The sequence below is a fragment of the Streptomyces sp. NPDC007346 genome (assembly GCF_040703535.1).
Lineage (GTDB): Bacteria > Actinomycetota > Actinomycetes > Streptomycetales > Streptomycetaceae > Streptomyces.
Window position 1 is genome coordinate 80856 of sequence record NZ_JBEYKR010000009.1, and the last position, 24604, is coordinate 105459.

A 24604-nucleotide genomic window follows, 5' to 3' on the forward strand; every position below is an offset into this window, starting at 1 on the left:
CCCGCACCACCCGCCACGCCCCGAGGAGCCGCAACCGTGTCCACCCCCGAAGAGAATCCGCGCCCCACACCTGTGGACGTACCGCTGATCCGGGTCGGCGCGCCCGCCCCCTCCGCGCCCTCCGGGGGCTGCGGCGACGACTGCGGCTGCGGTGACGGCTTCGACGCCGAGGCCCTGGAGTGCGGCCTGGACCCCGCGCTCGCCCTGCTCCTGGCCGAGGCGGGTCTCGACCCCGTCCAGGTCGAGGACGTCGCCCATGTGGCGATCGAGGAGGACCTCGACGGCGGGGTAGACGTCACGACCGTGGCGACCGTCCCCGAGGACGCGGTGATCACCGGTGACTTCACCGCCCGGGAGGCGGGGGTCGTGGCCGGGCTGCGGGTCGCCGAGGCGGTCCTGTCGATCGTCTGCACCGAGGAGTTCGAGGTCGAGCGGCACGTCGAGGACGGTGAGCGGGTCGTCCCCGGACAGAAGCTGCTCACCGTCACCACCCGCACCCGCGACCTGCTGACCGGCGAGCGCAGCGCCCTGAACCTGCTCTGCCGCCTCTCCGGCATCGCGACCGCCACCCGCGCCTGGGCGGACGTGCTGGAGGGTTCGGGGGCCCGGGTCCGCGACACCCGTAAGACGACGGCGGGCCTGCGCGCGCTGGAGAAGTACGCCGTGCGCTGCGGGGGCGGTGTCAACCACCGGATGTCGCTCTCCGACGCGGCCCTGGTCAAGGACAACCACGTCATCGCGGCGGGAGGTGTGGCCGAGGCGTTCAAGCGGGTCCGCGCCGCGTTCCCCGACCTGCCGATCGAGGTGGAGGTCGACACGATGGAGCAGGTCCGCGAGGTGCTGGAGGCGGGCGTCGACCTGATCCTGCTGGACAACTTCACCCCGGCCGAGACCGCCGAGGCGGTGGCCCTGGTCGCCGGCCGCGCGGTCCTGGAGTCCTCCGGCCGCCTCACCCTCGACTCGGCCCGCGCCTACGCGGACGCGGGCGTCGACTACCTGGCCGTCGGAGCGCTCACCCACTCCTCGCCGATCCTCGACATCGGCCTGGACTTCCGCGACGCCGACGCCGACGCCTCCGAGACCGACGGGGCCGACGCCTGATGCTGCTCACGATCGACGTCGGCAACACGCACACGGTCCTCGGCCTCTTCGACGGCGAGGAGATCGTCGAGCACTGGCGGATCTCCACCGACGCCCGCCGCACCGCCGACGAGCTGGCGGTCCTGCTCCAGGGCCTGATGGGCATGCACCCGCTGCTCGGCATGGAGCTGGGCGACGGCATCGAGGGCATCGCGATCTGCGCGACCGTCCCCTCCGTCCTGCACGAGCTGCGCGAGGTCACCCGCCGCTATTACGGCGACGTCCCCGCCGTCCTGGTGGAGCCCGGGGTCAAGACCGGCGTGCCGGTCCTGATGGACAACCCCAAGGAGGTCGGCGCGGACCGCGTCATCAACGCGGTCGCCGCCGTCGAGCTGTACGGGGGCCCGGCGATCGTCGTCGACTTCGGCACCGCCACCACCTTCGACGCGGTCTCCGCACGCGGGGAGTACGCGGGCGGCGTCATCGCCCCCGGCATCGAGATCTCGGTGGAGGCGCTCGGCGTCAAGGGCGCCCAGCTCCGGAAGATCGAGCTGGCCCGGCCGCGCAGCGTGATCGGCAAGAACACCGTCGAGGCCATGCAGTCCGGCATCGTCTACGGCTTCGCGGGCCAGGTCGACGGGGTGGTGGCCCGGATGAAGAAGGAGCTGACCGCCGACCCGGACGACGTCACGGTCATCGCGACCGGCGGCCTTGCTCCGATGGTGTTGGGGGAGTCCTCCGCGATCGACGAGCACGAGCCCTGGCTGACGCTCATCGGGCTGCGCCTGGTCTACGAGCGGAACATGTCCCGCTCGTAGCCGGCGGACCGCGCGGGCGCGGCGTACCTGCGGGAACGGCCGCCGACACAGGGGCCGGAGACCGGTCGCGGGCGCCGCGCCACCGACGACCAGTTAAACGGATTTTGTCCATTTAGCACGTATTGTCGCGTCATGCCCACGCCCTACGGTTCACGAGGCGGCATGGCGTTCAGCGCGGACGAGCTGCGGGTGCTCCGACGTGCCCTCGCCATCGCCCTCCATCCCATGCCCCTGTCCGACGAGGATGTCCAGGACTGCCTGCGGCTCGCGGGCTCCGTGGACGAGGCGGTCGGCGAGGCGGGCCGGCTGCGCGCCTTCCTCCTCGCCGACCTCGCCCGCTACCGCGCCGCCCTCCCCGGCTCCGTCCCCGGCTATCTGGAGCTCCTCCAGGACGCCCTGGCGGCCGGTTACGACCCCCGACCGGACGATCTGGCCGCCCTGCGCACGCTGCGCGCCAAGCCCCTCGCCGCGGCCCTCCTGGAGCGCTGCCAGATCCTCGCCGAGCGCTCGGTGCGGGCCCGGCTCGCCGGCCGCTCCGCCGCCCTGGCGGCCCCCGGCCCCCGCAACCGGCTGCTGGCCCTGCCCGGCGGCCGGGCCGCCGACCGGGAGCCGGACCGCCCCAAGGCCCCGGCCGCCCCCGTCCCCGGCCGCTCCCCGTCCCCCGGCCCGCGCCCGATGCCCAAGCCCTCCGAGGTCTTCCCGCCCCGGCGCCGCCCCGCGCCGCCCCCGGCGGAGGGGGAGCGCGCGGCGGGCTGACCCGGCCCGCGCCCACGCCCGGTACGACAGGACGCGGCGACCTCCACCGGGAGGCCGTCGCGTCCCGTCGTGCCGGGCTCGCTACTCTGGACGGCATGGACTACGTATCCGCGCTCGTGCCCCCCGTGGTGATGGCCGTCTTCTTCATCGGCCTGGTCGTGACGATCGTCAAGAGCCAGGGCGGTCCGAACAAGACCAAGGAGGACGACGCCGTGGACGCGGCGATCGCCCGCGCGGAAACCGTAAAGCAGACCGCTCGTCCGGAGAACGCCTGACCCCCGCGCCCCGGAGCGCACAGCCCGCGAGCGCTGTGCGCTCTTTTTTGGCTGTGTAAATAACCAGCCATTCAGGACATCTGCCACTAAAGTGATCCTGTGCCCCGCCAATTGGGAGAGCTGGAAGACGCCGTGATGACACGCGTCTGGCAATGGAACCGTCCGGTCACGGTGCGGGAAGTCCTTGAGGACCTCCAGCGGGAACGGTCCATCGCCTACACGACGGTGATGACGGTAATGGACAATCTCCATCAGAAGGGCTGGGTCCGCAGGGAAGTGGACGGCCGGGCATATCGATATACGGCCGTCTCCACCAGGGCCGCCTACTCGGCCGCACTGATGAACGAAGCCTGGTCGCGCAGTGACAACCCGGCCGCCGCCCTTGTCGCCTTCTTCGGGATGATGTCGCCCGAGCAGCGCGAAGCACTTCAGGACGCGGTTCGTATGGTTTCTCCTGCCGCGACGGACAACCCGACGGACAACCTGACGAACTCCCCGGCGGACACCCCGACGCGCGACCTGACGAACTCGCCGGCGGACACTCCGGCGGGCAACTCCGCCGACTCCCCGGCGGACAACTCCCCGCCGGACAATCCGGTAGCCGATCCTCCGGAACCGGCCGCCGAAGCCTCCGGGAGCGCGGCCCCGGCCGATGGCACGGAGCCCGAGAGCGGGCGATAGCGTCGGGGTATGTCCTCAGAGCTGCCGCAAGCCGAACCGGATACCGACTTTCATACCGACCCGTCGGTAAATAGGCCCGCGATCACCGTCCGCCGCGCCAGGACGAGCGACGTGTCATCCGTACGCCGGCTCCTCGACGGGTACGTGTCCGGCGGCATCCTGCTCGACAAAGCCACCGTCACCCTTTACGAGGACATCCAGGAGTTCTGGGTCGCGGAACGCGACGAGGATGCCGAGGTCATCGGCTGCGGCGCTCTCCATGTGATGTGGGAAGACCTCGCGGAAGTCCGGACTCTCGCCGTCGACCCCCGCATCAAGGGGGCCGGAGTGGGGCATCACGTACTGGAGAAGCTCTTGCAGACCGCCCGCAGGCTCGGGGTGCGCAGGGTTTTCTGCCTCACCTTCGAAGTGGACTTCTTCACGAAGCACGGGTTCGTCGAGATCGGAGAGACGCCGGTCGACACGGATGTCTACAGCGAGCTGCTGCGTTCCTACGACGAGGGTGTCGCCGAGTTCCTCGGTCTCGAACGAGTGAAGCCGAACACCTTGGGCAACAGCCGGATGCTTCTGCACCTGTGATGAGGGGAAGCCCTGCCTCCCTATGTCCGAATCGCGTACGTTTCCCGTGTTCTCGCACTCCTGAACCTCTCCCGGGGGTTTGTGTTTTCCGGAGAAAAGCGGTTTCCTTTCCGCGTACTCCATTTTCGATGAAAGGAAATCCCGTGGCACAGAAGGTTCAGGTCCTTCTTGTCGATGACCTCGACGGTGTCGAGGCGGACGAGACGGTGACGTTCGCGCTTGACGGCAAGACGTACGAGATCGACCTCACCACGGCCAATGCGGACAAGCTTCGCGGTCTCCTCGAGCCCTACACCAAGGGTGGCCGTCGCACCGGTGGCCGCGCCGCCACGGGCCGTGGCAAGGGCCGCGCCGCGGCCGGTGGCAACAAGGACACCGCGGAAATCCGCCGGTGGGCGCGGGAGAACGGCCACAACGTGAATGACCGTGGCCGCGTTCCCGCCGAGATCCGTGAGGCTTACGAGAAGGCCAACGGCTGATCTGCCGGACTGCCGTTCCGCAGCCCGGCGCGGGCACGCGACAACCGGACGCGATGGCATTCCGTCGCCGCGGCGTCCACCAGGCGCACGAGATCGGGGGCATCCCCGCCGTTGCTCCCGAAGCCCGTGAGAGCGGGCAGCGCCGACCCGGGCACCTGCCTCGGCTCGGGGGGCCGCAGCCATAAGGCGGCCCCCGGCGAGCCCGCACCACCCCGGGGCGACGGAGCCATGACCCGGCCCCCCGCCCCCACGGCGGTCAGATCGAGCGCGATCTGACCCCACTCCAGCCAGTCGAGCAGCCCCGGCAGCTCATCGGCGCCGCCCGCGGCGACCAGCAGCCCCATCCGTGCGCCGCTCAGCAGCACGGGCCCGGTCCGCACAGGACGGCGTAACAGGGCGCGACCGGCCTCGGCGGGAAGTTCCAGCACGTCGAAGTGGACCCCGGTGAGCAGCCGCACCGGAGCGCGCCCCTCGGTGGCCCAGCCGAGCTTCCGCTCGTACCACCGGGCGAGAGCGGCGGAATCCGGACCGGTGTCGGGCGACGATCGGGGCGGCGGGACGGTGAGGGTCATGTCCGATGAACCGCTGAACCGACGGCGAAGTTACGCAGCGTTCCCGGCCCATCACGTTGTGTCCGGCTTTCAAGGGCGCGCGGAAGCGTTCAGCAGCGCAAGGTTGTTCGCCCGTAGCGGAGGGAACCGGGGCGCGCCGCATGGACTGTCAGTGATTGCGGGTAAGACTTTCCTAGTGGGAAGGGGCGACACGCTGGCCGAGGTGTCTCACGTTCGCCATCGGCGTACTGGCGATAGGGGTATCTGCCTGGCCTGCGGGAACATCGTCTCGCACCATCGGGTTGGAGCAGTTGTCAGCTGTTCGGCAGTAAGAAGCCCCGCCGGTGCGGGGGTGATCCGGACGGATGTCGGCAGTTGGAATGAGCTGTCCCGTCCTGCGGGACTAGCATGCGGAAGGACTGGGAGGGGACCGACCCCTCACTGACCGACCGCTCTGAGGAGCGATTAACGATGTTCGAGAGGTTCACCGACCGCGCGCGGCGGGTTGTCGTCCTGGCTCAGGAAGAAGCCCGGATGCTCAACCACAACTACATCGGCACCGAGCACATCCTCCTGGGCCTGATCCATGAGGGTGAGGGTGTCGCCGCTAAGGCCCTGGAGAGCCTCGGGATTTCGCTCGAGGCGGTCCGCCAGCAGGTGGAGGAGATCATCGGGCAGGGGCAGCAGGCTCCTTCCGGGCACATCCCCTTCACCCCGCGAGCCAAGAAGGTCCTGGAGCTCTCGCTCCGCGAGGCCCTTCAGCTGGGCCACAACTACATCGGCACCGAGCACATCCTGCTCGGCCTGATCCGCGAGGGCGAGGGCGTCGCCGCCCAGGTCCTCGTGAAGCTGGGCGCCGACCTGAACCGGGTCCGGCAGCAGGTCATCCAGCTGCTGTCCGGGTACTCGGGCGGCAAGGAGACGGCGGCCGCGGGCGGCCCCGCGGAGGGCACGCCCTCCACCTCCCTGGTGCTCGACCAGTTCGGCCGGAACCTCACCCAGGCCGCTCGTGAGTCCAAGCTCGACCCGGTCATCGGGCGCGAGAAGGAGATCGAGCGGGTCATGCAGGTGCTGTCCCGCCGGACCAAGAACAACCCGGTCCTCATCGGCGAGCCCGGCGTCGGCAAGACGGCGGTCGTCGAGGGCCTGGCCCAGTCGATCGTCAAGGGCGAGGTGCCCGAGACCCTCAAGGACAAGCACCTCTACACCCTGGACCTCGGCGCCCTGGTCGCCGGTTCACGGTACCGGGGTGACTTCGAGGAGCGCCTGAAGAAGGTCCTCAAGGAGATCCGCACCCGCGGCGACATCATCCTGTTCATCGACGAGCTCCACACGCTCGTCGGCGCGGGTGCCGCCGAGGGCGCCATCGACGCGGCTTCGATCCTGAAGCCGATGCTGGCGCGAGGCGAGCTCCAGACCATCGGTGCCACCACGCTCGACGAGTACCGCAAGCACCTGGAGAAGGACGCCGCTCTCGAGCGCCGCTTCCAGCCCATCCAGGTCGCGGAGCCGTCGCTGCCGCACACCATCGAGATCCTGAAGGGCCTGCGCGACCGTTACGAGGCCCACCACCGGGTCTCCATCACGGACGAGGCCCTCGTCCAGGCCGCGACCCTGGCGGACCGGTACATCTCGGACCGCTTCCTGCCGGACAAGGCGATCGACCTGATCGACGAGGCCGGCTCCAGGATGCGCATCCGCCGGATGACCGCGCCGCCGGACCTCCGCGAGTTCGACGAGAAGATCGCGGGTGTCCGCCGCGACAAGGAGTCGGCCATCGACTCCCAGGACTTCGAGAAGGCGGCTTCCCTCCGCGACAAGGAGAAGCAGCTGCTGGCGGCGAAGGCCAAGCGGGAGAAGGAGTGGAAGGCCGGCGACATGGACGTCGTCGCCGAGGTCGACGGCGAGCTGATCGCCGAAGTCCTGGCCACCGCCACCGGTATCCCGGTCTTCAAGCTGACGGAGGAGGAGTCCTCCCGTCTGCTGCGCATGGAGGACGAGCTCCACAAGCGCGTCATCGGGCAGAAGGACGCCATCAAGGCCCTCTCGCAGGCGATCCGCCGTACGCGAGCCGGTCTGAAGGACCCCAAGCGCCCCGGTGGCTCGTTCATCTTCGCCGGCCCGTCCGGTGTCGGTAAGACGGAGCTCTCCAAGACGCTCGCCGAATTCCTCTTCGGCGACGAGGACGCGCTGATCTCCCTCGACATGTCGGAGTTCAGCGAGAAGCACACGGTTTCCCGCCTCTTCGGTTCGCCCCCCGGTTACGTGGGCTACGAAGAGGGCGGCCAGCTCACCGAGAAGGTGCGCCGCAAGCCGTTCTCCGTCGTCCTCTTCGACGAGGTCGAGAAGGCCCACCCCGATATCTTCAATTCCCTGCTCCAGATTCTGGAGGACGGTCGCCTGACCGACTCCCAGGGCCGGGTCGTGGACTTCAAGAACACGGTCATCATCATGACGACCAACCTCGGGACCCGGGACATCTCCAAGGGCTTCAACCTGGGCTTCGCCGCCCAGGGCGACGTCAAGACGAACTACGAGCGGATGAAGGTCAAGGTCAACGAAGAGCTCAAGCAGCACTTCCGGCCGGAATTCCTCAACCGTGTCGACGACACGGTCGTCTTCCACCAGCTGACCGAGGAAGACATCATCCAGATCGTCGACCTCATGCTCGCCAAGGTGGACGAGCGGCTCAGGGACCGGGACATGGGCATCGAGCTCAGCTCCGAGGCCAAGTCGCTCCTGGCGAAGAAGGGCTACGACCCCGTGATGGGCGCCCGGCCGCTGCGCCGGACGATCCAGCGCGAGATCGAGGACATCCTCTCCGAGAAGATCCTCTTCGGTGAGCTGCGCCCCGGTCACATCGTGGTCGTCGGTGTCGAGGGCGAGGGCGACGAGAAGAAGTTCTCGTTCCGCGGCGAGGAGAAGTCGGCTCTGCCCGACGTCCCCCCGATCGAGCAGGCGGCAGGCGGCGCCGGCCCGAACCTGTCGAAGGAAGCGTGACGCCCGCATAGGGCACGAGCGAGGGGCTGCCCCGGAATCGGCTTCACGGCCGGTCCGGGGCAGCCCCTTTTCCGTGGGTCAGTAGTAGTCGGTGCTGAGACGGTCGCCGAGCAGGTCGGCTCCCAGGAGTTCCACCGGGGCCGAGCCGGAGACGGTCACCCGCAGTCCGGTCCACTCGTGCAGCGGCGTGAGGTCCAGCTCGGTGAACGTCGGCTCGGGGAACAGGGTCAGGCTCGTGAGAGCGGGGAAGAGCCGCCGTAGCCGCAGCAGGCCCCTGGTGTCCGGCGGAGCATCGACCGTGATGTCCAGCAGGGACGGGACAGGCATGAGCCGGTCCACATCGTCCCAGGGGAACGTGTCGTGGCGCAGTTCGGTGACCTGGGGAGCCTTGGCCATCGCGGTGAGAACCCCGCGGATGTCCGTGGGAAACCCGACTTCCAGTGTGGTGAGGGACTGCCATGCTTCGAGCCCGTCGAAGACGGCTTCTTCGACGAAGCCGACCCTCAGCGTGGAGACACCGGAGTGCGGCGGCACGTCGCTCAACCGGTCCATGTCCAGTCCGTCCAGCCTGAGATACCGGAGAGAGGGCAGAGCCCGGATCACGGACAACGACTCAGGGGTGAGGCCACCAAGGCCGAGGTTCAGCGAGGTGAGGGCGGTCAGCTCGGCCAGCGGGGTGAGGTCGCGGACCGCCGGGCAGTCGCGCAGGTGCAGGTCGATCATCCGGTCGGCACACGGCCGCAACAGCGTCAGATCGGAGATGAGGTGGTTGTAGCTGAGGTGCAGCGACTCCACCTGACCACCGCTCATCGCGGTGCCGAGCTCCGTGTCGGTGATGCCAGGGCCCAGCATGACGCGCCGAGCGAGCGGCAGGAGCGGCAGGAGCTGGGCCCGAGGCCGGTCGTGGATCATGACGATCGTCTCCGACAGGTCGAGGTGGGCCAGCACTTCCTCGGCGTACCGCCGCGCTGGGAAGTTCGCCCAGGGGCGGAGGAGTCTGTCGACGAGCCCCGGGTGGACACGTGCCCAGGCCCGCGCGAGCGGGAGCGCCGCGTCGCCTCCGACGTATCCGATCAGGTCCACCATCCGCCCGGCCTGGTCGCTGTCGGGAGCGCAGGTCTCCGGTGCGGGGACGTTCACCAACGCGGTCGGGCCCAGCCGGGCCAGGGTGCGCGCCAGACGATCGCGGCCGGGAGGGAACAACGCCGCGACGCACAGCCGGACCCGCTCCCGTACGCCGCCGTCCAGCCAGGTCGCGTGCTGTTCACACAGGGCAGCCAGGACGTGCAGCGTGGTCCGATCGGCGGACTGTTCCTTGTGGGCCTCGCCGGCGTTCAGCAACCCGTCGACCAGCAGGGCGAGTTCACGTCTGCTGCAATGTCCCGCCGACAGCAGGATCACGTCCTGCCAGGCCTCCTCGTCCGCGTGGCGCAGCAGTTCGTTGAGGTGGTCGCCCTCGACGAACTCCTTCGCGGCCAGGTAGTCCTGGAAGGTGCGGTGGATGAACTGGTAGGTGTCGTCGGTGTGTTGCTGGAGCAGGCCACTGCGGTTCAGCAGGTGGGTGAGGATCTTCGCGGGCGGGCCCTGGGCGCTCACCCGCGCCATCCCCGCCAGCGCCCGGCCGAGCTGGTGCAGGGCCTGGTCCCGGGTGAACTCCGACTGGCCCTCGCGCACCAGCCACACCGCGATCCGCTGGAGGAGCTGGGTGTGTTCCTCGACGTCGAGGCCGATGCCCTCGGGGTCGGCGATCCGGCGCCGGCGGTCGCGATGGCCGAGGAGCATCCCCAGGGCCGAGTGGTACAGCTCCCAGCGGGTCTCCGGGAGGAAGCCGTCGCGGAGGCGGTGCAGGGCGCAGATGACCGCGCAGAGCAGCGGTGTACGGGCCAGGTCGCGGAGCGTGGGGTTCTGGACGAACTGGAGCGAGAGGTCGCGTTCCAGCTCGTCCAGGCGGTCGGCGTCGTCCTGCTCGGAGAGCCGGGCCGCCCGGTGCCAGGAGGCCACGAACGCCTGGATGTCCTCGTTCCGCATCGGCAGCAGACGTAACTCCGCGAAGCCTTCCGACCGCAGCCAGTCCGGCTCGACGGCGAGCGGTCGTACGGTCACGACGCACCGGGTCTCCGGGTAGCGGGCCAGGAGCTGCGACAGCCAGGCGTGCGCCTGCTCACGCTCCTCCGGCGGCACCTCGTCCAAGCCGTCCACCAGCAGCAGCGCCCGGCCGGACTCCAGGACCCGGCCCGCCCATCCCTCCGGGGGAGCGTCGATCGCCAGGACCCCCGCGCCGGCGAGCTGCGCGGGCCCCGGGAACGTGCCGCCGCGGGCGCGCAGGGTGCGCAGGGGGACGACGAAGGGGACCAGGCCGTTCAGCGGGGCCAGGTCGCCGTCCAGGGTGCCGGCCGAGGCACGGGCCGCCAGCCACCACAGCAGGGTCGTCTTGCCCGCGCCCGCCTCGCCCCGCAGCAGGACCCGGGGGCGGTCGGTGAGGAGGGTGTCGATGCGCTGGGGCAGCAGCGGGTCGGCGGCCCGGGGTGAGGAGGCCTGGGCCTGGGCTTCCAGGCTCAGGTAGGCCGTGTCGAGGTCCCACTCGGCGTCGCGCCGGCTCAGCTCGTCGAGGCCCACGATCTTCGTACGGCGGTACGCGACGCCGAGCGCTCGCGCGTACTCCGACTCGTACCGCTGGTCCCTGGGGAAATGGCCGTGGACCCGCTCGTGGCGCAGCTCGAAGCCGGTCCTGCGGCAGGCCCGCACGAACGGCTCCGCCGCCAGGACCGGGCCGAGGGGGACGCACTCGACCCGGTGGCCCTCGCGCTGTCGCGGGACCTGGAGGGCGATGCCCAGCAGTACGGCCCCGAGGAAGACCGGGCCGCCGGAGAGCCCGGACAGGGCCGCGGGCTTGTCGTCCGGGCGCGGGGCGGGCGGGGTGTCCAGAGCGCAGACCAGCAGGTCACGGACCCGGCCCGCGACGGGCAGGACCGTCGCGGTGTACTGGTCCACCTCCAGCCGCCGGTCCGGGCCGTAGCGGTGGACGCGCGGAAAGCCGGTGATCTCGCACCCGGGGATCGCCTGGCGGGTTTCCAGCACCCCGAGCCGTACCGGGGCGACCGGCTGCACCGGCTCGGTGGCCTCCAGGAGTGCCACGTCCAGCCGGTGGTCGATCCAGGCGACCGTGGCCCCTATGCGGTCCCGGAGCGCGGGGTGGGCGATGAGGACGGCCCCGGACTTGACCACATGGGCACAGGTCAGGACCAGCCGGTCGGTGAGCAGGACACCGCTGCCCTGGCGGACCGCGGAGACGACCACCGTACGGTCGGCGAGGTGGGTGACGGGCGGGGGCGCGAGGCTCACGGGCGCCCGGCCCTCTCACCGAACCCCGCCGTGTCCCTGTCCGGCGCAGTTCCGTCGCCGAGGTGCGCCGTGTTCCTGTCCGGCGCGGTCCCGTCGCCGAGGTCCGCCGTGTCCCCGCCCGCTCCGGGGCCCTCACCGAACCCCGCCGTCGACCCGTCGTCCTCCGTGCCGATCTCCCACGCCTCCCCGGTCACCGCGTTCCGCGGGCTCAGGGTGAAGGCGACCTTGTGCGTACGGCCCGTCGACCGGGACGCGTCCGCGCCCGCCTCGACCACCCAGGCCTTCACCTTGCCGCCCGCCTTGGCCTCCTTGCGCAGTTCGAGGGTGAACTCCATCTGGATGTCACCGACCTCGAAGGAGACCGGCCGGCCCGTGGCCCGCGCCGCCGCCTCCACCAGCTGGTTGCGGATGGATTCGACGGCATCGGCGAGCTCGATGCCGTCCAGGTCATGGGTGTTCTCGGCCGTCATGGTGGTCCCCCCGGGGCGTGGTTCGGCTTTCCCGCCAGCGTAGTGATGCGGCAGGCCGAAGGTCCCGAAACGGACGTACTCAGGTCCCACCGGCGGTGACAAGGCGCACAGGCCGAAACAGGCCTACTACCCGCGCTAGGAGATGGCGCCAGGACCGGTGCGGGGACCTCGGCCCCGGCAGGCGGAGGCGGCTCCGGCGCGGCGGGCGATACGGCCCGTTCACGGTGCCCTGTCCGGAAAAATACCCCCAGAGCAGCGTTTAAACCCCCTTCGCGTACGGGATTCCATCGCCCGGTCCCGCCTCCCGAAGCGGGACAACCGCGACGAATTCCCAGCCCCCCTTCTACGGCTTTTCTTCGTAGATGGGGTGTTTGAGCACCGGCGGGGGTGCGGGTTACCAAGGTGGAGCAAGCCCGGACAGCACGCCGGGTCCACTCACCTTCGGAGGACTTCACCGTATGAAGCGCGCAACGAACCAGCACACCATCCGCCCGTCCGCCTCCCGTATCCGCGGCGCCGTCCTGGCCGCCGGCCTGGGAGCGTCCGTGGTGCTGGGTGCCGGCACGGCGTTCGCATCGGGCACCTCGGGTGCCACGGGCACCGCCACCCTTACCGCGGGCACCACCGCCGAGTCGGTCGCCCAGCAGGCGGCCGCGCAGAGCAAGGCCGCCGAGACGGCCAAGAAGACGGCGGCGAAGAAGGCCTCCGACGCGAAGAAGAAGGCCGAGGCCAAGAAGAAGGCGGCGAAGAAGAACGCCGCTTCCTGGAAGGCCCCGGTCAAGAAGTACACGCTGAGCGCCAGCTACGGCACCGGTGGCGCCCGCTGGGCCGCCAAGCACTCCGGCCAGGACTTCGCCGTGCCGATCGGCACCCCGGTCACCGCGGCCCACACCGGCACCATCGTGAAGGCCGGCCCCAACGGCGGCGGCGACGGCCCCGCGTACGGCAACGCCGTCGTGATCAAGCACTCCAACGGCAAGTTCTCGCAGTACGCGCACCTGTCGAAGATCAACGTGAAGATCGGCCAGCAGGTCAAGACGGGCCAGAAGATCGCCCTGTCCGGCAACACCGGGAACTCCAGCGGCCCGCACCTGCACTTCGAGATCCGCACCAGCCCGAACTACGGCTCGGCGCTGAACCCGGCCGCGTACCTGCGCTCGGTGCACGTCTCCATCTGATCCGGCCGGCGTAACCGCGCAGACCCGCCGGTACCCGGCGGGCACGCGACACAACCGAAGAGAGTCAGTGGACCCGTTACACCCCGGTACCCGGGGCGTGCGCCCGGGTCACCCGACCGACGGCGACGTCGAGGACAGCCTCACGGCTCACTCCTCGGGGTCGCCGTCGGCGTTGCCACAGGGGGAGGGGAGCAGGCAGCAGAGATAGAGAGACAGGGGACAGCGGGGCAGGGAGCAGAGATAGAGAGACAGGGGACAGCGGGGCAGGGAGCAGGGATAGAGAGGTGGGGGACAGGGAGACAGGAGGCAGGGAGCAGGGGCGGAGCAAGGCCCCTCACCCTTGCGGCTGCCGCTCGTCCGCCGGCCGCAGCATCGGGAAGCTCCCCGTCGCCGTCGGCGCGTGCTCCGGCAGCCACAGCACCGCGATGGCCCCGCCCGTGCCCTCCGCCGCACCCACCGGCGCCGCGTTCCGGAAGGTCAGCCGGGCCCCCAGCACCCTCGCCTGGCCCGCCGCGATCGTCAGGCCAAGGCCGTGCCCGTGCCCGGCCCGGTCCATGGAGCCCGTACGGAACCGGCTCGGCCCGTCCCGCAGCAGCTCCTCCGGGAACCCGGGGCCGTGGTCCCGGACCCGTACCACCCGGCCCTCCACCGTGACCTCCACCGGGGTGGAGCCGTGCTTGGCCGCGTTGCCGAGAAGGTTGCCGAGGATGCGTTCCAGGCGGCGCGGGTCGGTGGAGACCCACGACTCGTGCACCACCTGCACGGTCACATCCGCGTTCAGCAGCCCGATCCGCCGGCTGACGAACTCCCCGAGCGGCAGCTCCTGAAGCTCCGCCCGCTCCGACGCGCTGTCCAGGCGGGCCACCTCCAGCACGTCCTCGACCAGCGTCCGCATGGCCTGGGCCCGGTCCCGTACCAGCTCGGTGGGGCGGCCCGGCGGCAGCAGCTCGGCCGCCGTGAGCAGCCCGGTGACCGGGGTGCGCAGCTCGTGGGCGATGTCGGCGGTGACCCGGCGCTCCGCCTCGATCCGCTCGTTCAGCGCGTCGGTCAGCGCGTCGACCGCCCGCGCCAGCTCGTCCGTCTCGTCGCGGACGACCCCGCCGACGGCCTCCCGGACCCGTACGTCGGTGTGGCCCTCGGCGACCCGGCCCGCCGCGGCCGCCGCCTTGCGCAGCCGGCGCGAGAGCTGGCCCCCGATGAGGACGCCGAGCGCACAGCCGCCGAAGACCACCGAGACCGAGCCGATGATCAGGGCCCGGTCCAGGTCGTCCATGATCGTGGCGGACCGGTCCGCGAACCGGGTGTGCAGCGAGAGCACGTCCCCGTTGGCCAGGGGCACGGCCGCCCAGACGTCGGGCACCCCGTCGGCGGTCTGCGTCACATGGGTGGCCCGCCGGTTCTTGCGGACCTCGTCGCGCAGGCTCGGCGGGATCGCCGGGTCGTTGAGCTTCGCCCCGAACTTGGGCCCGCCCTTCTGCATGCTCGTCGCCTCGTAGAACCGCTGCGCGCCCAGCAGCCGCTCCAGCTGCACCTCGCGGGCGTTCTCGATCATCGAGACCCGGGCCGCGTTGTGTACGACGAGGCTCAGCGCGACCGCGATGAGCGCGCCGACCGCGGCGATGGCGATGCTGATCTTCCAGCGGACACCGGTCCGCAGGGCCAGTCGTTTCATCCGCACACCACCCACTCGGACGGCACCGGCCGCACTGTCCGCCCGGACGGCACCGGCCTGACTGTCCGCCCGGACGGCACCGGCCTGACTATCCGCCCGGACGGCACCAGCCGCGCTGTCCACCCCGGTGGCACCGGCCGCCCTATCCACACAGGTAGCACCGGCCGCTTCATCCGCGCAGCTTGTAGCCGAAGCCGCGGACCGTCTCGATCCGGTCCTGGCCGATCTTGGTGCGCAGCCGCTGGACGTGCACGTCCACGACCCGGGTGTCGCCGCCCCAGCCGTAGTCCCAGACCCGCTCCAGGAGCTTGTCCCGGGAGAGCACGGTGCCGGGCGCCGAGGAGAACTCCAGCAGCAGCCGCATCTCGGTCGGGGTCAGCGCCACCTGCTCACCGCCGCGCCGCACCTCCATGCCGTCCGTGTCGACCTCCAGGTCACCGAAGGCCAGCACCCCGCCGAGCCCCTCGGCGCCCTCCTCCGTACCGCCCTGGCCCGTGGCCTCCGGCCCGGCCGCGTGGCCGAAGCGGCGCAGTACGGCCCGGATGCGGGCGACCAGGACCGCGCCGTCGAAGGGCTTGGTGACGTAGTCGTCCGCCCCGGCCTCCAGGCCGAGCACCACGTCGATCGAGTCGGCCCGCGCGGAGAGCATGATCACGGGTACGGTCGACTCGTCCCGGATGCGGCGGCACAGGCTCACCCCGTCGAGCCCCGGCACCATCACGTCGAGCAGCGCGATGTCCGGCCGGTCGGCCCGGAAGGCCTCCAGGCCCAGGAGCCCGTCGGGCATCGCGGTGACCGTGAAGCCGACCCGCTCCAGGGCGAGCTGGGTGGCCTCACGGATGACATCGTCGTCCTCGACGAAGAGGACGTGGGTCTCGGCCATGGACGTTGCGTCTCGCTTTCAGTTCCCGCTCGGTTCGGCCGGGGAGTCCGGGTCCACCGGCTCCGCCTGCGTGGGGGCCTCGATCTCCGTGCCGTCGACGGCACGGCTGAAGTCGTTGTGCACCCGGTCGTGCTCGGTGAAGCGCTCGTTGGCCCAACGGTAGGTGACCACCTCGGAGCCGGACGGATACGCCAGCGGATCCTTCGACCCGTAGATCTGGGTCGTCACCACGAGGTCGCCCCGGTCGATGATTCCGTAGACGGCCGGGACCTCGGCCATGAAGACGTTCTCGTACGAGCCGTCCTCGCGGGCGCGGTAGACGTACGTCCCCACCCCCACCGAATCGGCGCAGCTCATCACGTTGACCACGACATCGGCGGAGGTGCCGCCGGTCATCGAGCCGTAGGAGGTGTCGACCGGGTAGGCCTTGCCGGCGCAGGGCCGGAGCCCTTCCCTGACCCGTTCGCTCACCGTGGGGTCGCGTTTGAGGAGGGCCACGGCGTCGACGCGCCGGGTGGCCGGGGCCGTGCCGGAGGGGGTGGACCGGGGGGAGGCCTGGGCGACCGGCTGACTGACGGCGGGGCCCTCGTCGCGGGTGCCGGTGCCGCCGGTGGCGCAGCCGACGCAGAACAGCCCGAAGGCGGCGAGTCCGGCCAGGGCCGTCCCACTCGCCGCCATACCTGCCCGGAACCCGCGGTTCCGACGGGGTCTCCCGGAGGCGCCCTCGTCGTTGCCCGCCTCGCCGCCGTTCCCGCCGCCGGCCCCGTCGTTGTTCCCGCTGCCGTCGCTGCTGCCTGTCAGGCCGCGCACCGCTCCCGCCCCCGCTCGTCGTGACGCCCGTTGTGCGGCGCCGGTGTGTGGGCCCGCGCCGCCGTGACGGAGGTGACCTTCGCCCGCTGGGCCGGGACCCGGCCGGTGACGGCGGGCGCCGTACCCCGGTGGCCACCCGTCTCCGGACGGGTCGCGTCCGCCGGACGGTTAGCGTCCGCCGGGTGGTTCCCGGTCTCCGGAAGGCTCGCGCCCACCGGACGGTTCCCGTTCCCCTGACGGCTCGCGGTCTCCCCGCGGCTCCCGGTTCCCAGACGGCTCGCGCCCTCCCGGCGGTTCCCGGTCTCCCCGCGGCTCCCGGTCTCCCGCCGGCCGCCGGTCCCGGTCCCCTGCCGGGCTCCGGTCTCGCGGGCCACCGCCTCGCGGCTCGTCAGCTCCCGGCTCTCCAGCTCCTGCCGCAGCCGCGCCAGCGCCCGGTGCAGCGTGCTCTTGACCGTACCGGCGGACATGCCGAGCGCCGCGGCCGTCTCCTCCGTACTCATCTGCTCCCAGTGTCGCAGCACGACGACGCTGCGCTGCTTCGGAGCCAGGATCCCGAGGACGTCCATCAGCAGGGCGCGGTCCGCCCGCTGCTCGCTGCCGTCGTCGACGCTCGCGTCGGGCAGCTGATCGGTGGGCACCTCGTCGAGCTTGCGCGCCCGCCACCACTCCGTACGGGTGTTGATCATGACGCGGCGCAGATAGGCGTCGGCGAGGGACTTGTCGGCGATGCCGTCCCAGCGGCCGTACGTCCGCACCAGAGCGGTCTGTAGCAGGTCCTGCGCGTCCACGGGGTCGGGGACCAGACGACGTGCGCTGCGCAGCAGCGCGTCCTGCCGTGTGCGTACGTAGTCCTCGAACGCGAGCACCTCGCCCTGCGCCATGACAACCGCCTCCGTCCCCGTGAATCCCCGTGTACTGCTGTCGGAGACGCTACGGAGGCGTTGTCACGAGGCTGTGCGGAGCAGCCGTACGCCGACGCACGGCTGGCCATCGGTTGTGTAACAGCGCCGGTTCAGGACCGGTTCAGGACAGCATCAGGACCGGGTCAGGTCAGCGGCAGCCGGTACCGGCCGTCGGCCAGCGGTTCGACGAGCCCGTCGGCCACCAGCCCGTCCAGCGCCCTGGCCCGCTGCACCGGCTCCTCCCACACCGCGTCCAGCGCCGCCTGCGGTACGGGGTTCAGCGCGTCCCGCAACACCGCGAGCAGCCGCCCGCGCACCTGCCGGTCGGTCCCCGCGTACGTCTGGCCCTTGCGGGGCGGCCCCTCGTGCGCGGGCTTCCCGGCCAGCCGCCACGCGCACTGCGAGGCGATCGGGCAGCGGTCGCAGTCCTCGTTGCGCGCGGTGCACACGAGCGCGCCCAGCTCCATCGTGGCCGCCGCCCAGCGGGCCGCGCGCTCGTCCTCGTCCGGCAGCAGGGCTCGGGCGAGCTTGCGTTCGGCGGCGGTGGTCGCGTTCGGCGGGTACTGGACGCCGTTCGCGGCGCGGGCGAACACCCGGCGGACGTTCGTGTCGAGCACCGCGTGCCGCTGCCCGTACGCGAACGAGGCCACGGCCGCCGCCGTGTACTCGCCGATCCCGGGCAGCGCCAGCAGCTGGCCGTGCTCGCTCGGTACGTCACCGCCGTGCCGTTCCGTTATCGCCTGCGCGGCCCCGTGCAGCCGCAGCGCGCGGCGCGGGTAGCCGAGCCGGCCCCAGGCGCGGACCGCCTCCCCGGGCGCCTCGGCGGCCAGGTCGGCGGGGCGGGGCCAGCGGGCGAGCCACTGCTCGTACACCGGCAGGACCCGGCTCACCGGGGTCTGCTGCAGCATGAACTCGCTGACCATCACCCCCCAGGCGCCCGCTTCGGGGCGGCGCCAGGGGAGATCGCGGGCGTGCTGCTCGAACCACCCGATGACGGGGGTGTGGAGGGAGGCGGCGGCGGGGGGCGTCTGGGGGGAAGTCGAAGTCATGGCAGTCATCGCACCGACGATCCTGGCACGGAAGGAGGGCCGGGTGTCACGGGTGTGGGGGTGTCGGCCCGCGCGGTGGCTCCGGGGGGTGAGAACGCCACCCGTTCTGTCCCCTGTGACCGGGTCGCCGTGATGATGATCGGCAAAACTTGATGATGATCGGCAAAACTTGTGACCGGAGCGGCGGGTGGGGCCTGAGTCGGACCCGATCTCTCGTACAGTTCGGCTTGTGGGATCTATGCGCAATCCGGTCGGTCCGCTTCCCTCCAGCATCTACTGGCGCCGAAGGGCGGTAGCGGGGCTTCTGGTTGCGCTGATCGCGGTGCTGATCGCCTGGGCGGTCACCACGCTCGGCGGCGGCGGGACCAAGGACGACGGCAAGGCCGGCGGCTCCGACCCGGTGAAGTCGATCACCCCGGGGCCGGGCAGCTCGGGCCCGGCGATCAGCCAACAGCCGGGCGGCCGCGACGAGTCGGGGGACTCGGACGAGGAGAGCGGCTCGGGCGGTTCCGACGGCGCCAACGGCGACACGGGCAGCGGTACGGGCGGTGGCTCCGGCGGCTCGGACGACGGATCGGGATCCGACGGCGCGTCAACGGGCGCCGGAGGTACGGCCGGTCCGGGCTCCGGCGGTACGGGATCAGGCGGCTCCACGGCGGGCCAGCAGGTCCCGGCGGGCTCCCCGCTCCCCGAATGCGAGCCCGGCGCGCTGGAGTTGACCCTGCGCACGAAGGTCAGTTACGGCCCCGACGACCGGCCCACGTTCGACATCATCGCCCGGAACACCTCGTCGGCGACCTGCAAGGCCGACCTCGGACCGAAGAACGTGGTGCTCACGGTCACCGAGGCCAGCGCGGACGACGACGTGATCTGGTCCTCGAAGGACTGCCCCGCGACCCCGGGCCCGGTCTTCCTCCAGGTCCCGGCCGGCGCGACGATCGTGCACACGGTGGACTGGAACCGCACCCGCTCCGCCCCCAACTGCGCCACCCCACCGGCCACGAAGGCCGGCCCCGGCACCTACCTCCTGGAGGCCAAGGCCCCGGACACCCCGGTCCGCCGAGCCTCTTTCGTCCTGAAGAAGGACTAGCAGCCCCTGACCCAGCCGATCCAGCGCTCGAGGACGACCCCTCGGCCTGGTGGCCGATGCGTCTAAGGGTGTCCCGGACCACGGCACCCCAGCCCGTCCGGCGTTTGAGGGCGGAACCTCCAGCCCTGGTGGTCGATGCGTCTATGGGTGTCCCGGGCCACCGCACGCCAGCCGGTCCGGCGTTTGAGGACGGACCCTCCAGCCCCGGTGGACGGCACACAAAAGGGAGGCCGCCCACCAAGGACGACCCCCCACGGCCCAACTCAGACGTACCGCTCCAGGATCGACGACTCCGCCAACCGCGAGAGCCCCTCCCGCACGCTCCGCGCCCGCGCCTCCCCGACCCCGTCCACGGTCTGGAGGTCGTCCACGCTCGCGGCCAGCAGCTTCTGGAGGCCGCCGAAGTGCTCCACCAGCCGCTCGATGATCGCCCCCGGCAGCCTCGGCACCTTCGCCAGCAGCCGGAAGCCCCGGGGGGAGACCGCAGAGTCCAGCGTCTCGGGCGAACCGCTGTACCCCAGCGCCCGCGCCACCACCGGCAGCTCCAGCAGCTCCGTGTGGCTCAGCGCGTCCAGCTCGGTCAGCGCCTCCGCCACCGTGCGCGACCGTTTCGCCGTCGGCTCGGGCACGTAATCCCGGACCACCAGTTCGCGTTCCGGCTCCACGCCCGCGATCAGCTCGTCCAGCTGGAGCGAGAGGAGGCGTCCGTCGGTGCCGAGCTCGACCACGTACTCCGCGATCTCCGTCGCGATCCGCCGCACCATCTCCAGCCGCTGCGCCACCGCCGTCACGTCCCGGACGGTGACCAGGTCCTCGATCTCCAGCGCGGAGAGCGTGCCGGCCACCTCGTCCAGGCGGAGCTTGTACCGCTCCAGCGTGGCGAGCGCCTGGTTGGCCCGGGACAGGATCGCGGAGGACTCCTCCAGGACCCGCCGCTCCCCGTCCACGTACAGCGCGATCAGGCGCATCGACTGGGAGACCGAGACGACGGGGAAGCCGCACGCCTTGGAGACCCGGTCCGCCGTACGGTGCCGGGTGCCCGTCTCCTCCGTGTGGATCGAGGCGTCCGGGACCAGCTGCACACCGGCCCGCAGGATCTTGGTCATGTCCTTGTCGAGGATCAGCGCCCCGTCGAGCTTGCACAGCTCGCGCAGGCGGGTCGCGGTGAACTCGACGTCCAGCACGAACCCGCCGGTACACATCGACTCGACGGTCTTGTCCATGCCCAGGACGATCAGCCCGCCGGTGTTGCCACGGAGAATGCGCTCCAGGCCGTCCCGCAGGGCCATTCCGGGCGCGACCGCGCTCAACGAGGCGCGCATCAGCGCTTCGTTGCCGGTGCCTTGGCCGGACTTTCCGGGCGCTGCCGCCCGGTCGTTGGCTGCCACTGCACTCCTCCGGTCAACAGGTTTGCGGTGCCCTTGCGTCCCCCATGCCGTGTCCACGGGCGGGCGAGACCAGGGCAAAGTCTACCGGCGCGCGTTGTCCTCCTGTGGTGCCTCCCGTCGAGGACGGCGAGGGAGGACCCGCAGAGCATCCCCCATGTCGGCGACTTCTGTGACCTTCATACCCGAAGGAACCCTCCCCGGGTCGGTCGGTACCAAGGCGTGGGTGAAGCCGAGACGGTGTGCCTCGGCCAGTCTCCGCTGCACCCCGGTGACCCTTCTGACCTCACCCGCGAGCCCCACCTCACCGATCGCGACCAGGTTCTTCGGGAGCGGGGTGTCGCTGGCGGCACTGGCCAGCGCGAGCGCGATGGCGAGATCCGCGGCGGGCTCGGTGAGCTTCACACCGCCGACCGTCGCGCTGTAGATGTCCCGCTTGCCCAGCGCGCTGATCCGGCCGCGCTGCTCCAGCACGGCGAGCATCATCGAGACCCGGGAGGTCTCCAGACCGGAGGTGGTGCGCCGGGGCGAGGGGATCTGGGAGTCGACGGTGAGCGCCTGGACCTCGGCGACCAGCGGCCGCTTGCCCTCCAGCGTCACCGTCAGACAGGTGCCCGGCACCGCCACGTCGCGCCGGGTCAGGAAGAGGCCCGAGGGGTCGGCGAGCCCGGTGATGCCCTCGTCGTGCAGCTCGAAGCAGCCGACCTCGTCGGTCGCCCCGTAACGGTTCTTGACGCCGCGCACCAGGCGCAGCCGGGCGTGGCGGTCGCCCTCGAAGGAGAGCACCACGTCGACCAGGTGCTCCAGCAGCCGCGGCCCGGCGATCGCGCCGTCCTTCGTGACGTGGCCGACGAGCAGCGTGGCCATCCCGCGCTCCTTGGAGGCCCGGATCAGCGCCCCGGCGACCTCCCGGACCTGGGCCATCCCGCCGGGCGCGCCGTCGATCTCCGGCGAGGCGACCGTCTGCACCGAGTCCAGGACGAGCAGCGAGGGCTTCACCGCGTCCAGATGCCCGAGCACCGCCGACAGATCGGTCTCCGCCGCGAGGTAGAGGTGGTCGTTGATCGCCCGGATCCGGTCGGCCCGCATCCGGACCTGGCTCGCGGACTCCTCGGCGGTCACGTACAGCGTGCGGTGGTCCTCGTTCGCCGCCTTGGCCGCCACGTCCAGCAGCAGCGTCGACTTGCCGACGCCCGGCTCGCCCGCCAGCAGCACGACGGCCCCCGGCACGAGCCCGCCGCCCAGCACCCGGTCCAGCTCACCGACGCCTGTCGAGCGCGCGGTGGCCTGACGGCTGTCCACCTGGCCGATCGGCACGGCGGCGGTGGAGACCCGGCCGGCCGCGGTGGTGCGCACGGCGGGGGCGCCGCCGAACTCCTCGACCGTCCCCCACGCCTGGCACTCGGGGCAACGGCCGAGCCATTTGGCGGTGGTCCAGCCGCATTCGGTGCAGCGGTAGGACGGCCGGTCCTTCGCGGATTTCGTACGGGCAGCCATGGCGTCACCGTATAGGTGGGGTCTGACAACGCCGACAACGCCGTCACGACGGGGGCGCGACCCCGTCGGCCGAGCGCCCCGCCGCACGGAGGGCGCACGGAAGCACTGCGGAAGCACTTCGGTCGCAGCCCGTGACCTCCGTCCCCGTTCGAGGGATGCGTTCACCCGTAAGGGTTAAATGTGTTCAAGGGGCGCCAAGGGCACGTACTCCCCTGCCTACGGTCGCCGGGTGACGAGCAGCAGGCTGCAGACCCCCACGCACACCACCGGCGCACACCGGGCGCACCGACGAGCACCTCACGCCTCGGCCCAGCGACCGGCCGCACGTTACGAGCCGCACCTCGACGGCCTCTTCACCTACTGCCTCTCCGTGCTCTGCGACCACGAGGCGGCGACCGAGGCGCTCGGTGCGGTCCTGGCCATCGCGGACCGGCACGACGCCCGCTGCCCCGCGGCCGAGGAGGAACGTCAATCCTGGCTCTACGCCCTGGCCCGCTGGACGTGCCTGCGCACCCTCACCGAGCGCAGGCGCGGCCGCCAGGCCCACCGCAGGCCCCCGCAGCCACCGGCCCGGGGCGCGGCGGCCCCGGCGGAACGCACCCCGGCCGCCGTGGGGGGCCGGGGCAGCGCCCCCGCCCCGGGGAGCCGGCAGGACGGGCCCCCCACCCCGGAGGAGGCCACCACCTCCGCCCCCGCTGAGTCCCCGGCCGCCGAGGCCCGCCGCCGGGAGCTGGCCACACTCGCCTGGCCCGAGGCCGCGGGCACCACCCCGGAGCAGCGCGAAGCCCTCGAACTGGCCGTACGCCACCGCCTCACCCCCCGTGCCGTCGCCTCCGTGCTCGGCCTGGAGCCGGTCACCGCCCGCGAGCTCCTGGCCGCCGCCGCCTGCGAGGTCGAGCGCACCCGCGCCGCGCTCACCGTCGTGGAGACCGCCGGCTGTCCCACCGTCGCCCGCCTCACCGGCGACCATCAGGTGCTGCTCTCCGCCGCCCTGCGCCGCGAGCTGGTCCGGCACGTCGACGACTGTCCCCGGTGCCGCCGAGCCGCCGAACGGGCCGACGCCGCGGGCCCCTGGCCCGGGGCCTCGGTCTCCCCGGCCGCCCCGCTGCCGCTCGTCGAGGCCCCCCGCCCCTCCGTGCACGTCGCCCTGGCCCAGGCCCGGCGCTCCCGCTCGGGCGGCCCCCGCTTCGGCCGCACCGGCTACCCGCTGGACCCCAAGGACCACGCCGCCCGCCGGGACCGGCTGCGCGCCCGGGTCGTGACGACGACGGTGGTCGCCACCGTGGTCGCCGCCCCGGTGATCGCCCTGTGGGCCGCGTACCGGGGAGCCCCGCTGACCGGCGAGGGCCACGACGGCTCCAAGGTCACCGCCACGAAGATCGAGGGCGCGGGCGAGCGGAGCGACGACCCCGCGACCCCGTACGAGAAGACGGGCCACGCCCGCCCCGGCGACCGGCGCGGCGTCCACTCCCCGGACGTCACGGCCGAGGTCGTCAGCGTCGGCGGCGAACGGGAGGGCGCGGGCGGCCTGACCGTCACCGCCCGGACCTCCGGCGCGCTCACGACGATCACGCTGACCGCCTCCGCCGACGGCCCGGTCGACTGGACGGCCGCCACGGACGCGCGATGGCTGCGCCTGAGCCGTACGTCGGGGACCCTCGCGGCCGGGCGGTCCACCACCATCGCGGTCGCGGTGAACCACGCGGCGGCCCCGCGCGGCCCGTGGCGCGCCTGGATCGCGCTGAGCCCCTCGGGCTCCGCCGTGATCATCGACGGTCACGGTGCCACCGCTCCGCCCACCGGCACCGGCCCCGGTCCGACGCGCCCGGCCCCCGGTTCCCCCGGCCCGACGGACGGCTCAGGCCCTCGCCCGACCGACCCCGGCGCGACGGACCCGGGCCCGAGCCCCACCGATCCGGGCCCGACCGACCCGGGCCCCACAGACCCCGGCCCCACGGACCCCACACCCACCGATCCGACCGACCCCACCCCGACCGATCCGACGGACCCGCCCGGCCCGACGGACCCACCCGACCCGGACCCCACGGACCCGCCCCCGACCTCCCCGGCCCCGAGCGACCCGGGGCCGGCGGAGTGACGAAGCGGG

General features: G+C 71.9%; 19 protein-coding genes and 2 pseudogenes. 11 read left to right on the top strand and 10 right to left on the bottom strand.

Translation table 11 applies throughout. The annotated features are described in order from the left end of the window. Window positions 1–36 precede the first annotated feature (36 nt). The 7 genes from nadC to AB0917_RS05195 all read left to right on the top strand — a co-directional run bounded on the left by nadC (window position 37) and on the right by AB0917_RS05195 (window position 4668). Complete coding sequence (gene nadC, locus AB0917_RS05165) at window positions 37–1101, top strand: carboxylating nicotinate-nucleotide diphosphorylase (RefSeq protein ID WP_366818087.1); 1065 nt, start codon at window positions 37–39, stop codon at window positions 1099–1101. After that, window positions 1101–1898, top strand: coding sequence for a type III pantothenate kinase (locus tag AB0917_RS05170; protein ID WP_366818088.1), 798 nt, complete (start codon window positions 1101–1103; stop codon window positions 1896–1898). Before nadC ends, AB0917_RS05170 begins: the two co-directional genes overlap by 1 nt. Window positions 1899–2060: 162 nt before the next feature. Beyond that, a complete protein-coding gene (locus tag AB0917_RS05175) occupies window positions 2061–2654 on the top strand; it encodes a hypothetical protein (RefSeq protein WP_366818110.1) in 594 nt (197 codons plus the stop codon). A gap of 95 nt (window positions 2655–2749) precedes the next feature. After that, window positions 2750–2929, top strand: coding sequence for a hypothetical protein (locus tag AB0917_RS05180; RefSeq protein WP_366818089.1), 180 nt, complete (start codon window positions 2750–2752; stop codon window positions 2927–2929). A 99-nt stretch (window positions 2930–3028) separates the two neighbouring features. After that, window positions 3029–3610: a BlaI/MecI/CopY family transcriptional regulator gene (locus AB0917_RS05185; RefSeq protein WP_366818090.1), complete on the top strand. Its 582-nt coding sequence runs from the start codon at window positions 3029–3031 to the stop codon at window positions 3608–3610. 9 nt (window positions 3611–3619) lie between these two features. Continuing rightward, window positions 3620–4189 carry an amino-acid N-acetyltransferase gene (locus AB0917_RS05190; protein WP_366818091.1) on the top strand — a complete coding sequence of 190 codons (570 nt, stop codon included), beginning with the start codon at window positions 3620–3622 and terminating at the stop codon, window positions 4187–4189. A gap of 143 nt (window positions 4190–4332) precedes the next feature. Then, window positions 4333–4668 (top strand): Lsr2 family protein, encoded by a 336-nt coding sequence (locus AB0917_RS05195; protein ID WP_006125504.1) that lies wholly within the window; start codon window positions 4333–4335, stop codon window positions 4666–4668. On the opposite strand, the gene AB0917_RS05200 is transcribed toward AB0917_RS05195, so the two are convergent. Next, window positions 4647–5240 carry an SCO3374 family protein gene (locus AB0917_RS05200; RefSeq protein ID WP_366818092.1) on the bottom strand — a complete coding sequence of 198 codons (594 nt, stop codon included), beginning with the start codon at window positions 5238–5240 and terminating at the stop codon, window positions 4647–4649. The two genes, AB0917_RS05195 and AB0917_RS05200, sit on opposite strands and share 22 nt — an antisense overlap. 450 nt (window positions 5241–5690) lie before the next feature. Here AB0917_RS05200 and AB0917_RS05205 point away from each other — a divergent pair, with 450 nt between their 5' ends. After that, a complete protein-coding gene (locus AB0917_RS05205; protein ID WP_366818093.1) occupies window positions 5691–8219 on the top strand; it encodes an ATP-dependent Clp protease ATP-binding subunit in 2529 nt (842 codons plus the stop codon). A 78-nt stretch (window positions 8220–8297) separates the two neighbouring features. Here the strand turns inward: AB0917_RS05205 and AB0917_RS05210 are convergent, their stop codons facing one another. Next, window positions 8298–11561 (bottom strand): NACHT domain-containing protein, encoded by a 3264-nt coding sequence (locus tag AB0917_RS05210; protein WP_366818094.1) that lies wholly within the window; start codon window positions 11559–11561, stop codon window positions 8298–8300. Between the two features lie 128 nt (window positions 11562–11689). Further along, window positions 11690–12031 (bottom strand): annotated as a pseudogene (locus AB0917_RS05215) (trypco2 family protein); the annotation flags it as partial. Between the two features lie 458 nt (window positions 12032–12489). On the opposite strand from AB0917_RS05215, the gene AB0917_RS05220 reads away from it, so the two are divergent. Continuing rightward, on the top strand, window positions 12490–13209 hold the full coding sequence (locus AB0917_RS05220; RefSeq protein ID WP_366818095.1) for a M23 family metallopeptidase: 720 nt from the start codon (window positions 12490–12492) through the stop codon (window positions 13207–13209). Between the two features lie 334 nt (window positions 13210–13543). Here AB0917_RS05220 and cseC read toward each other — a convergent pair whose 3' ends face one another. The 5 genes and pseudogenes from cseC to AB0917_RS05245 form a co-directional block, all read right to left on the bottom strand. Continuing rightward, on the bottom strand, window positions 13544–14881 hold the full coding sequence (cseC, locus tag AB0917_RS05225; RefSeq protein ID WP_366818096.1) for a two-component system sensor histidine kinase CseC: 1338 nt from the start codon (window positions 14879–14881) through the stop codon (window positions 13544–13546). Window positions 14882–15050: 169 nt separating this feature from the next. Beyond that, window positions 15051–15764 (bottom strand): two-component system response regulator CseB, encoded by a 714-nt coding sequence (gene cseB / locus AB0917_RS05230; RefSeq protein WP_366818097.1) that lies wholly within the window; start codon window positions 15762–15764, stop codon window positions 15051–15053. Window positions 15765–15782: 18 nt separating this feature from the next. After that, window positions 15783–16442, bottom strand: coding sequence for a hypothetical protein (locus tag AB0917_RS05235; RefSeq protein ID WP_366818111.1), 660 nt, complete (start codon window positions 16440–16442; stop codon window positions 15783–15785). A gap of 488 nt (window positions 16443–16930) precedes the next feature. Further along, window positions 16931–17455, bottom strand: a pseudogene (locus tag AB0917_RS05240) (SigE family RNA polymerase sigma factor); the annotation flags it as partial. Window positions 17456–17619: 164 nt separating this feature from the next. Further along, entirely contained in the window at window positions 17620–18534 is a 915-nt protein-coding gene (locus AB0917_RS05245) for an A/G-specific adenine glycosylase (protein WP_366818098.1), read from the bottom strand. Between the two features lie 313 nt (window positions 18535–18847). Between AB0917_RS05245 and AB0917_RS05250 the strand changes: the two genes are divergently transcribed. After that, the gene (locus AB0917_RS05250; protein ID WP_366818099.1) at window positions 18848–19615 is read left to right on the top strand and encodes a hypothetical protein; all 768 of its coding nucleotides are present in this window, start codon (window positions 18848–18850) and stop codon (window positions 19613–19615) included. 263 nt (window positions 19616–19878) lie between these two features. Here the strand turns inward: AB0917_RS05250 and disA are convergent, their stop codons facing one another. Then, window positions 19879–21003 carry a DNA integrity scanning diadenylate cyclase DisA gene (gene disA, locus AB0917_RS05255; protein WP_015609320.1) on the bottom strand — a complete coding sequence of 375 codons (1125 nt, stop codon included), beginning with the start codon at window positions 21001–21003 and terminating at the stop codon, window positions 19879–19881. An 81-nt stretch (window positions 21004–21084) separates the two neighbouring features. Next, window positions 21085–22497 (bottom strand): DNA repair protein RadA, encoded by a 1413-nt coding sequence (gene radA, locus AB0917_RS05260; RefSeq protein ID WP_366818100.1) that lies wholly within the window; start codon window positions 22495–22497, stop codon window positions 21085–21087. A gap of 178 nt (window positions 22498–22675) precedes the next feature. Between radA and AB0917_RS05265 the strand changes: the two genes are divergently transcribed. Beyond that, entirely contained in the window at window positions 22676–24595 is a 1920-nt protein-coding gene (locus AB0917_RS05265; RefSeq protein WP_366818101.1) for a hypothetical protein, read from the top strand. Window positions 24596–24604 lie beyond the last annotated feature (9 nt).